Source organism: Nocardioides sp. (assembly GCF_047606145.1).
Classification (GTDB): domain Bacteria; phylum Actinomycetota; class Actinomycetes; order Propionibacteriales; family Nocardioidaceae; genus Nocardioides.
Genome location: NZ_JASGET010000118.1, coordinates 153,491 through 162,580 on the forward strand (window position 1 = coordinate 153,491; position 9,090 = coordinate 162,580).

11 protein-coding genes are annotated in these 9,090 nt (G+C 72.6%); 3 read left to right on the plus strand and 8 right to left on the minus strand.

Features of this window, described 5'->3' with window-relative positions:
• Positions 1–63: 63 nt before the first annotated feature.
• Positions 64–939 carry a DUF2510 domain-containing protein gene (locus tag QM638_RS15800; RefSeq protein WP_415143336.1) on the minus strand — a complete coding sequence of 292 codons (876 nt, stop codon included), beginning with the start codon at positions 937–939 and terminating at the stop codon, positions 64–66.
• Between the two features lie 130 nt (positions 940–1,069).
• On the opposite strand from QM638_RS15800, the gene QM638_RS15805 reads away from it, so the two are divergent.
• Positions 1,070–1,870, plus strand: a complete 801-nt coding sequence (locus QM638_RS15805; RefSeq protein WP_415143338.1) for a hypothetical protein — start codon at positions 1,070–1,072, stop codon at positions 1,868–1,870.
• Positions 1,871–1,987: 117 nt separating this feature from the next.
• Here QM638_RS15805 and QM638_RS15810 read toward each other — a convergent pair whose 3' ends face one another.
• On the minus strand, positions 1,988–3,529 hold the full coding sequence (locus QM638_RS15810) for a methyltransferase (protein ID WP_415143339.1): 1,542 nt from the start codon (positions 3,527–3,529) through the stop codon (positions 1,988–1,990).
• Positions 3,526–3,858 (minus strand): anti-sigma factor antagonist, encoded by a 333-nt coding sequence (locus QM638_RS15815; protein ID WP_415143341.1) that lies wholly within the window; start codon positions 3,856–3,858, stop codon positions 3,526–3,528. The genes QM638_RS15810 and QM638_RS15815 overlap by 4 nt, the downstream gene beginning before the upstream one ends.
• Positions 3,859–4,115: 257 nt before the next feature.
• Between QM638_RS15815 and QM638_RS15820 the strand changes: the two genes are divergently transcribed.
• Both QM638_RS15820 and QM638_RS15825 read left to right on the plus strand, forming a co-directional pair.
• Positions 4,116–6,521: a DEAD/DEAH box helicase gene (locus QM638_RS15820; protein WP_415143342.1), complete on the plus strand. Its 2,406-nt coding sequence runs from the start codon at positions 4,116–4,118 to the stop codon at positions 6,519–6,521.
• Positions 6,503–6,817 (plus strand): hypothetical protein, encoded by a 315-nt coding sequence (locus tag QM638_RS15825; protein ID WP_415143345.1) that lies wholly within the window; start codon positions 6,503–6,505, stop codon positions 6,815–6,817. The genes QM638_RS15820 and QM638_RS15825 overlap by 19 nt, the downstream gene beginning before the upstream one ends.
• Before the next feature lie 12 nt (positions 6,818–6,829).
• Here the strand turns inward: QM638_RS15825 and QM638_RS15830 are convergent, their stop codons facing one another.
• From QM638_RS15830 to QM638_RS15850, 5 genes are all read right to left on the minus strand, one after another.
• Positions 6,830–7,204, minus strand: coding sequence for an Rv3654c family TadE-like protein (locus tag QM638_RS15830; protein ID WP_415143347.1), 375 nt, complete (start codon positions 7,202–7,204; stop codon positions 6,830–6,832).
• Positions 7,205–7,209: 5 nt separating this feature from the next.
• On the minus strand, positions 7,210–7,584 hold the full coding sequence (locus tag QM638_RS15835) for a TadE family type IV pilus minor pilin (protein ID WP_415143349.1): 375 nt from the start codon (positions 7,582–7,584) through the stop codon (positions 7,210–7,212).
• A 4-nt stretch (positions 7,585–7,588) separates the two neighbouring features.
• A complete protein-coding gene (locus QM638_RS15840) occupies positions 7,589–7,981 on the minus strand; it encodes a DUF4244 domain-containing protein (RefSeq protein WP_415143351.1) in 393 nt (130 codons plus the stop codon).
• A 179-nt stretch (positions 7,982–8,160) separates the two neighbouring features.
• On the minus strand, positions 8,161–8,400 hold the full coding sequence (locus tag QM638_RS15845; RefSeq protein WP_415143353.1) for a hypothetical protein: 240 nt from the start codon (positions 8,398–8,400) through the stop codon (positions 8,161–8,163).
• Between the two features lie 283 nt (positions 8,401–8,683).
• A partial coding sequence (locus tag QM638_RS15850) for a type II secretion system F family protein (protein ID WP_415143355.1) occupies positions 8,684–9,090 on the minus strand: 407 nt, incomplete at its 5' end.

Sequence of the window (9,090 nt, forward strand, 5' to 3'; positions counted from 1 at the left end):
TGGGGCCCACAGAATTCGGCCTCCGGCGTGACACGGTAGCGCGTGTCGCTCACCGAGCCGGGTTCAGTCCACCCGCAAGGAGTCGACCGTGTGGTCCAACACGGCGACCCAGGCGGATCTTCCGATGGGCGCGGTGCCGAGGAACGCGGCCTGGCCGCCGGCGATCTCGACCACCCGGATCTCGGCGACGTCGCCGGGCACGTCCTGGCCGCTGACCAGGATCTTCGCGCGGGCCGCCCACCCATGGTGCCCCTGGACGCGCACCGCCTTGGAGAACACCGGTACGACGCCGGTGCGGTTGCGGTAGGAGTCACTGGTCGCCAGGCACCCGATCAACAGCTGCGCGGCCTTCTTCGGGGTGGTGTAGCCGTGCCAGTCCGGCAGCCTGCCGACCGCGTGCATGGCGGTCCACTCCGGGGTCAGCTGCCTCGCCTCGTAGCGCATGTCGGTGACGAACGGGAAGACCCAGGTCCGCTCCTCGTCCGGCTTGGTGGTCCAGGCGCGGGCGAAGGAGAGCCCGCCACCGTGGATGCGGTCGTCGTCGGTCGCCGGGGCGAGCCGCTTCTGATAGACCTCCCGACAGGCGTTGGCCAGACCGTCGGCGCCGGCCGAGTCGGAGACACCGGCCGAGACCGGTCCGGTGGAGCCGCCGGCCGACGGCGTGTCGTCACGGCCGCGGACCAGCACCACGACGACGACCGCGGCCACCGCGAGCACCGCGGCCGCGGTGAGGGCGGCGATCACGGCGGGCGTCGTACGCCGGCGCGAGCGTGCCCCCCACGCGGCCGGCGGCGGCGTCGGCTCGGGCTCGGGCCAGCCCGAGGGCTCGACCACCTCCGCCGGGGCCGGACGGGTCTGAGCGGTCCAGGCGGTGCCGTCCCAGTAGCGCAGCAGGTCGGGTTCCCCCGCGGGGTCCGGGTACCAGCCTGGGCGCGACACGCGGGCACCTTACCCAGCCGGAGGCGGGCCGACACCCGGCCGAACTGTCGGCCTGTCGGTGCCGGGTGGCACCCTGATGCCGGACGACGAGACCCGACCTGCGCGGCGCGCAGCAGACAAAGGAGGTCTCATGCACATCATCGAGGGCCACGGTGGCCACCACCCCAACGATCCCGCGTGCCCGGCGTACTGGCCCGCGGGCAGCGACGACTCCCGCGATCCCGGCGCGGCCGACTGGTGGGAGGAGCCCGGCCTGGCCGCGCTGCTGGATCGCGCGGTGAGCGTCATCGAGCGGCTCGAGCACCAGCTCCATCAGCCGGCGCCCCAGGACTACCAGCGTGCGCTGGACTGGCTCGAGGCCGTGTGTGGCGGCCCGGAGGCGGTGGCTGCGCTGGACGACTCCCCGCTCCGCGAGCCGACGGATCCGATGCCGACCGGAGCAAGCCCGTCCGAGCGGGAGAGGCTGACCGCCGTCGCCGCGATCCTGGGTCACATCGCGGCGGAGTTCTTCGACCCCGAGACCGGTGTCGCGTTGCGCAACGGTCTGCGGCGGCTGTGGGCCGCCGAGCCCCTGGTGGTGTGCGGGGGCCGGTCGGCGACCCAGGTCGCGGCCGGTCTGAGCTGGGCGGTCGGCGACGCGAACGGGCTGGTCGGACGCGGCCTGGTCACCGCGACCCGGCTCAAGCAGTTCCTGGCGCTGCCCCAGACGCCGGGCGTCTACGCCCAGCCGGTCGTGCAGGCGCTGCAAGGCTTCTGGCCATGGCACCACGCTCCGATGCCGTGGGCACTGCACCGGCTGAGCGGGGTGTCTCGGCCGTCCGAGGTGACCACCCTCGGGCACCCCGACCTGCTGCTCGGCCGGGTCCGGGCACGGCTGATCCGGGTCAGAGAGCACGCGCGGGCCGCCGAGCGGGCCGACCGAGGAGCGTGAGCCGCTCATCGAGTCCTTGAGCAACCCTCACGCCCGAGCATTCGCCCGCGGGATGGCCGATGCCTCCCGAGCCGGCCAGCACGTGCCACGCGCCCGGCCGCGGGCCGCTCGCAGTAGTCAGGCCTCTCCCGGCAGCAGGAAGCCCTCGCCGACCAGCTCGCCGGCGATCGGCAGGTAGGTGGCCGCGGTCTCGGCCGGGTCGCGGTCCAGCAGCTCGGCGAGGGCGTCAAGGATCCGGCCGATGCTCAGGTCGCCGTCGCAGGCTCCGACGAGGGCGGCCTCGACGGTGTCGACCTGACGGGCGCGGCGAAGGCCGCGCTGTTGGCGCAGCACGATGCTGCGCGGATCCTCCGCCCCCGGGGCGCCCAGCGTCTCCTGGACCAGGTCGGGTGCGGCCACCAGCACGCTCTCGCGGGTCACCGGGGTCCGGACCGCCGTTCCCCAGGCCGCCAGCGCGGGAGCCACCGGCTGCTCCACGTCATAGGGCCAGTCCAGCAGCTCTCGACGCGGTTCGAGACCGCCGTCGTATCGCACGGAGGCCGGATCCGGCCGATGCAGGTTGATCCAACCGAAGCCCACGCCCTCGATGCCTTGCTCCTCGAACCAGGACAGCCAGGTGTCGTAGCGGGTCAGGTACTCCGGGCCGCCGTGGTGGCCCGAGTCCTTCAGCCACAGCTCGACGTATGCCGCCGGATCGAGCACCTCGCGTTGGACGACGAGGGCGTCGACGTCCTCGTCGAGCCAATCGACGAGTCGCTCGTCCCACGGCCGGTCGGCCCGGATGACCCAGTTGCCGAGGATCTGGCACCAGCCGCCGTCGCGCAGCAGGCCGGGGGCGGCGCGGACGATGTCCTCGACCACCCGGTCGCCGGGAAGCCCGGAGTCCCGGTAGACCAGCCGCTCACCGGTCGCCGGCGAGATCACGAACGGCGGGTTGGTGACGATCAGGTCGAACCTCTCGCCCGCGACCGGTTCGAAGAACGAGCCGTCGCGTACGTCGACCCGGGCGGTGACGTCGTTGAGCGCGGCGTTGAACCGAGTGGCCCACAGCGCCCGTGGGTTGACGTCGGTGGCGACCACCCGGCCGCTGTGCGCGGCGAGGTGGAGCGCCTGGACGCCACAGCCGGTGCCGAGATCGAGCGCATCGGCCACCGGTTCGCGAATGGTGAGCTGCGCCAGCGAGGTCGACGCCGAGCTGATGCCGAGGACGTGGTCCGCGCCTACCCGCTGCGGCGCCCCGTCCAGACCGGGCGTCAGGTCGGAGACGACCCACAGGTGGGTGTCGTCCGCGGCGTAGGGACGTACGTCGAGACGAGCCGCGACCTCGCCGACGGACTGCTCCAGGAGTCCCTCGACGGCAAGGCGGTCGACCAGCCCCGGCAGCGCCCGCTCGGCGGCCTCGAGACTGACGGTGGTCTGCAGCAGGAACAGTCGGATCAGCGTCTCCAGCGGGCTCTCCCCGTGGGTGCGTCGACGACCGGGCAGGGTCTCGTTGCGACCCAGGGCCGCATGGGCGGTCGGCCCGAGCAGGTCGGCCACCGCGTCGTAGGTGAAGCCGGCGCTCTCCAGCGCGTCACGCAGCCGGTGCGGAGTCTCACCGATCGGACCGACGCCACCGGCGGCGGCCGCCCGGCGCACAGCGTCGTCGCGGCCGCTCACGCGACCGCGGACTCGGCGGTGTCGTGGATGTCGAAGACCTTCGCCAGGCCGGTGATCCGGAAGATCTTCAGCAGCCTGCCCTGGGTGCACACCAACCGCAGCACCCCGTCGTGCGCGCGCACCTTCTTCAGGCCCCCGACCAGCACCCCCAGTCCGGTGGAGTCGAGGAACTCGACGGCCTCCAGGTCGACGACCAGGCGATAGCGACCGTCGGCGACGAGCTCGGTGATCCGGTCGCGCAGCTTGGGTGCGGTGTAGACGTCGATCTCGCCGCCCACCGCGATGACGGTGGCGGTCCCCAGCTCGCGCGTCGCAAGCGTCAGATCCACGTGAGCACTCCTCGTAGCACCGGTTGGCGTGCCTCAAGCAGCCGAGGAACCCGATGTCGTGAAACCCCATGTCACTGCTCTTGAAGCCGACCCCAATGAAACCACGGCCTCCCCACAGCCGCACAACAACACCGCAACTACGAATCGTCGAGTCTCCGCGCCCGTCCGATCCGGAAGGGACCGCGCCGTTCGGGAACGGGAGCCCGCAGCGGCGCTGCGCGGCGCCCGCACGCCCGTCGGTTTGCGACAATGGGAGCGTGTCCGTGCAGCTCGCCTCGCCGGCCGAGGAGGCCGATGTCGTCCACGGCCGGGCGTCGACCTCGGTCCAGGACGCGCTCAGCAGGCTCACCGCAGGCCCCGGCCGCGCGGATCGGCTGACCCATCTGGAGATACTGCCGCCGCGAGAGGCCAGCTATGCGGACTGGCCGTCATGGGCGGATCCCGAGGTGGTGGCCGCCTTCGGCGTCGGCGGCATCACCAGGCCCTGGCGACACCAGGTGGTGGCCGCCGAGGCCGCCCACGCCGGCGACCACGTGGTGCTCGCGACCGGCACCGCGTCCGGGAAGTCGCTCGCCTATCAGCTCGCCGCACTCAGCGACCTGCGCGCCGGACGGGGTCGCCGCGGCGAGCGCGGCGCGAGCACGCTGTACCTCGCCCCGACCAAGGCACTGGCCCAGGACCAGCTGGCCCGGCTGCGCGAGCTCCGGCTCGATGCCCGGATCGCGACCCATGACGGCGACAGCAGCCGAGACGAACGCGCCTGGGCGCGCGAGTACGGCGAGTACCTCCTGACCAACCCCGACATGCTGCACCGTTCGCTGCTGGGCGCGCACGACCGTTGGTCGCGATACCTCGCCACCCTGCGCTACGTGGTGGTGGACGAGTGCCATCACTACCGCGGAGTCTTCGGGGCGCACGTGGCTCAGGTGTTGCGTCGTCTGCGCCGGGTGTGTGCCCGGTATGGCGCCACGCCCACCTTCGTGCTCGCCTCGGCCACGGTGGCGGAGCCGGAGATCGCCGGCGAGCGCCTCACCGGGCTGCCGATGCTGCCGGTGACGACCGACACCTCACCGCGCGGCCGCACCTCGATCGCACTGTGGCAGCCGCCGCTGAGCGGGTACGAAGGCGAGCGCGGCGCACCGCTGCGGCGCACCGCCTCCGCGGAGACCGCCGACCTGCTCGCGGACCTGGTGGCCTCGCAGGTGCGTACCCTCGCCTTCGTCCGCTCGCGGATCGGGGCGGAGCAGGTGGCGCTCACCACCGCCGATCTGCTCGCCGAGGTCGACGCCGGCCTGGCGAAGCGGGTCTCGGCCTACCGTGGCGGCTACCTGCCGGAGGAACGCCGCAGCCTGGAGCACGACCTGCGCTCGGGTGAGCTGCTCGGCCTGGCGGCCACCAACGCCCTCGAGCTGGGCATCGACATCAGCGGGCTGGACGCCGTGCTCCTGGCCGGATACCCGGGTCGCCGGGCGGCGTTCTGGCAGCAGATCGGCCGGGCGGGCCGCAACGGCGAGGAGGCTCTCGGCGTGATGGTCGCGCGCGACGACCCGCTCGACAACTACCTGGTGACCCATCCCGAGGCGCTGCTCGGGCAGCCCGTCGAGGCGGGCGTCTTCGACCCCGGCAACCCCTACGTGCTGGGTCCGCACCTGTGCGCCGCCGCACAGGAGATCCCGCTGACCGAGGACGACCTCGCGCTCTTCGGCCCCGGCGCCGCCGAGGTGATCGACTCCCTGGTCGCGTCCGGACTGCTGCGCAAACGGCCGCGCGGCTGGTATTGGACCGATCGCCGCAGCGCCGCCGGCCTCACCGACATCCGCTCGACCGGCGGCGGTCCGGTGCAGTTGGTCGAGTCCGAGACCGGACGAGTCGTCGGCACGGTCGATGCCGCCGGCGCGCACGCCTCCGCTCACCCCGGCGCCGTCTACGTGCATCGGGGCGAGACCTACCTGGTGGAGGCGCTCGATCTCGACGAACGGGTCGCCGTGATCACCCGCGCGGATCCGCCGTACCGCACCTTCGCCCGGGAGCTCACCGAGATCTCCATCCTCGATGAGCTCGAGCACGAGCGGTGGGGCGAATGCCGGCTGAGCTACGGCGAGGTGACCGTGTCCCATCAGGTCGTCTCCTTCCTGCGTCGCAGTCGGACCACCGGCGAGGTGCTGGGCGAGGAGCCGCTCGACCTGCCCGAGCAGACCCTGCGCACCAGGGCGGTGTGGTGGACGGTTCCGGACCGGGCGCTGGCCGAGGCCGGTCTGGAGCCACGCGACATCCCGGGCGCCGCGCACGCGGCCGAGCACTGCTCCATCGGCCTCCTGCCGCTGCTCGCGACCTGCGACCGTTGGGACATCGGCGGCGTCAGCACCGCACACCACCCCGACACCGGCAGGTTGACCGTCTTCGTCTATGACGGCCACCCGGGAGGCGCCGGCTTCGCCGAGCGGGGCTTCCGGCGAGCCGAGGACTGGCTGCGCGCCACCCACGACGCGATCGAGGCGTGTGAGTGCGAGTCCGGGTGTCCCTCGTGCATCCAGTCGCCGAAGTGCGGCAACCAGAACAACCCGCTCGACAAGGACGGGGCACTGCTGCTCCTCGAGACGCTGCTGGACCAGCGCTCCGGCGATTCCGACGGTAGGGTCGGGCCATGCTGCTCCTCGGGTTGATCCTCCTCGCGATCGCCGTACTCCTCCTCCTGGCCGGCCTGTTCGCCGCCGGCGACGGATCCACCGCCCACCAGGCAGCCACCATCCTCGGGATCCATCTCGGCGCGACCACCGTGTTCCTGCTCGGCTTCATCGCCGGGCTGGCGCTGCTGTTCGGCTTCTCGATCACCAAGTGGGGCGGCAAGCGACAGATCCGCCAGGCCAGAGAGCGGCGTCGACTCGAGGGCCTCGCGCATCGGCTGGAGGAGGTCGAGTCCCAGCGTGACGGGCACGAGGAGAGCAAGAACGGAGAATGACGGCGATCACCGCTAGCCACCCGACGCGACGCCGACCGGACCGGCCCGGGCCTGTGCGCTGAGGTCGCCGGCCTGACCGAGCCATCTGGGTCCTCGCACCCGCACCTGCACCACCACCTCCTCCCCGTCGATCCGACAGCTCTGCAGCGCCGCGTCGTTGGCGTCGGCCGTGCTCGCGGCCGCACCACACGGATCGCGCTGGTACTGGATGGCGGTGGCCGCGCTCAGCGCGGCCAGGTCGGCGGCCGACTGTGCCTGACGATGGGCCGCCACCATCGCGGCCACCACGCCGAGAGCGGCGCCGACGATCAGCAACACGCCCAGGGCACCGACCGCCATCGGTATCGCCGAGCCCCGCTCTCGGTCCACGGTCCCGGGACGGCGCATCGTGCTCACTCCGCGGTCGGCTCGGGCTCGGCGACCGCATGGGCGTGGACCGTGACCCCCGGCAGCCAGCCGAACAGCCCGCCGGGTCCGCGCACGGATGCGGAGGCGTCCACGGCCACCTCCTCGGCGCCCGCCGAGACCCGGATCCGGGTGCCGCTCGGTCCGACCTGCTGGCCACGGGCGACCGCCGACGACGGGTCGTCGCCGCGCGCCATCGCCCGCGCGGTCTCGCGGGCGGCATCGATGGTGCGCAGCTGGGCCGCGCCCACCGACAGCAGCCAGACCAGACCGACGGTCACGGCGACCAGCATCGGGAGCACCATCACCAGCTCGGCGGTCGCGGCTCCGCGTTCACCGCGCCGCACCCCTCGTGCACGCACGTTCTCAGATGCCGAGCAGGTTGAGCACGTGATTGAACAGGGTGTGCAGCAGGTTGTTGCCGAAGCCTCCGGTGAGCAGCTTGTAGAGCAGTCCGGCCAGACCCGCCCCGGCTGCGGTGCCGACCGCGTACTCAGCGGTGGTGATGCCGGCCTCGGCGCTGCGCCTCGGTTTCGGGACCCGGCCGCGGACCAACCGCCGAGGCGTCTGCGCGGACCCGTTGTCGTCCGGGTCGCCGCCGCGGAGCAGTCGCAGCCGAGGTGCTGTGTCACGCCCGCCGGCCGAGTCGCCCGGTGAGGCATCGCTGCGGGTGTCGCTGCGGGTCTCATCGCCGGCGCCGCCGGGTGCACTGTCGGCGGCACGGTCGGGGGCACGGTCGGGCGTCGAGGAATCGGTCATCGCTGGTCCTTCCCACGGACCGCCGGATGCGGTCGAGTGGGACGAGGATGGTCGCCCGGATCGACCGGTGCGAGCGCCCGCCGTACGCCTGTGGACGACCTCGACGCGAAATCGGGCTGGGGACGAAATCCGGTCGGCCCGCCCGCAGTCGTCAGCGATGAACGGCGACCGGACCGGACTCAGCGACGTCGGCGGGCATAGCTGACCCGGACCAGGGTCTCGTCCCGGGCGGTGTCGGTGCGCACCACCTGGACCGCGAGCACCTCGGCACCGAGCAGTCGCTCCAGATAGGCCGAGAGACCCGAGACCTCGCGGAAGGTGCGCGGGAGCAGCATCTCTTGCGAGTTCTCCCGATAGCAGATCAGGGCGGCCACCACGGCCAGGGCGGCGACCACGCCGGCTACAGCGAACAGCATCATCGACGGACCTCCTCGCTTCGTTGTGAAGCAAGTACACGGTCCGGACTCATCGGTTTGCCCGGCGTCGTCTGTGGATCGTCTGTGAGCGTCCCACACGAGCCCAGGCAGCGCGGACGCGGCCCGACGCAGGAGAGCACTGACCAACGCCGCATCCGTCGGCTGAGTCGGCGCATCCGCTGATCGAGCGCGTCGAGACCGCACTCGGGAACGGGATCTCGACCAGCCCACCCCACCAGAGATCACTCGACCGAACGATCACTCACCGAAGGAGAACGGCGGCTCCTCAGATCTGCAGTTGGGCGAGCAGGCCACCGACCACCGGCACCACGCCGATCAGCAGGAACGCCGGCAACAGACACAGACCGAGCGGCACCGCGGCCCGTACGCCGACCCGACGCGCCCGGTCCTCGACCTCGGCTCGAGCGGTGCGGCTGAGCTCGTCGGCGAGCCGGTCGACGGTCGACGCCACCGGAGCTCCGGTGGCGTGGGCTCGAGCCAGCGCGCGTCCCAGCGGGGCCAGGGCGGGATCATCGACCAGTCCGCGCCAGGTGCTCATCGGGTCGGCGCCCAACCTGAGTCGCGCCGCCACCGGCGCGAGCCGATCCGCGGCGGCACCGGGCAGCGCCGCGGTGACCACCGTCAGCGCCTCGGCCGAGGCGGCGCCGGCGCTGAGCGCCGAGGCCAGCAGCC

Bases quoted from the DNA above. Each gene is read 5' to 3' on its own strand.
- QM638_RS15825 (WP_415143345.1), top strand. From the start codon at position 6,503: ATGCTGCTCCTCGGGTTGATCCTCCTCGCGATCGCCGTACTCCTCCTC.
- QM638_RS15830 (WP_415143347.1), bottom strand. From the start codon at position 7,204: ATGCGCCGTCCCGGGACCGTGGACCGAGAGCGGGGCTCGGCGATACCG.
- QM638_RS15840 (WP_415143351.1), bottom strand. From the start codon at position 7,981: ATGACCGATTCCTCGACGCCCGACCGTGCCCCCGACCGTGCCGCCGAC.
- QM638_RS15845 (WP_415143353.1), bottom strand. From the start codon at position 8,400: ATGATGCTGTTCGCTGTAGCCGGCGTGGTCGCCGCCCTGGCCGTGGTG.
- QM638_RS15805 (WP_415143338.1), top strand. From the start codon at position 1,070: ATGCACATCATCGAGGGCCACGGTGGCCACCACCCCAACGATCCCGCG.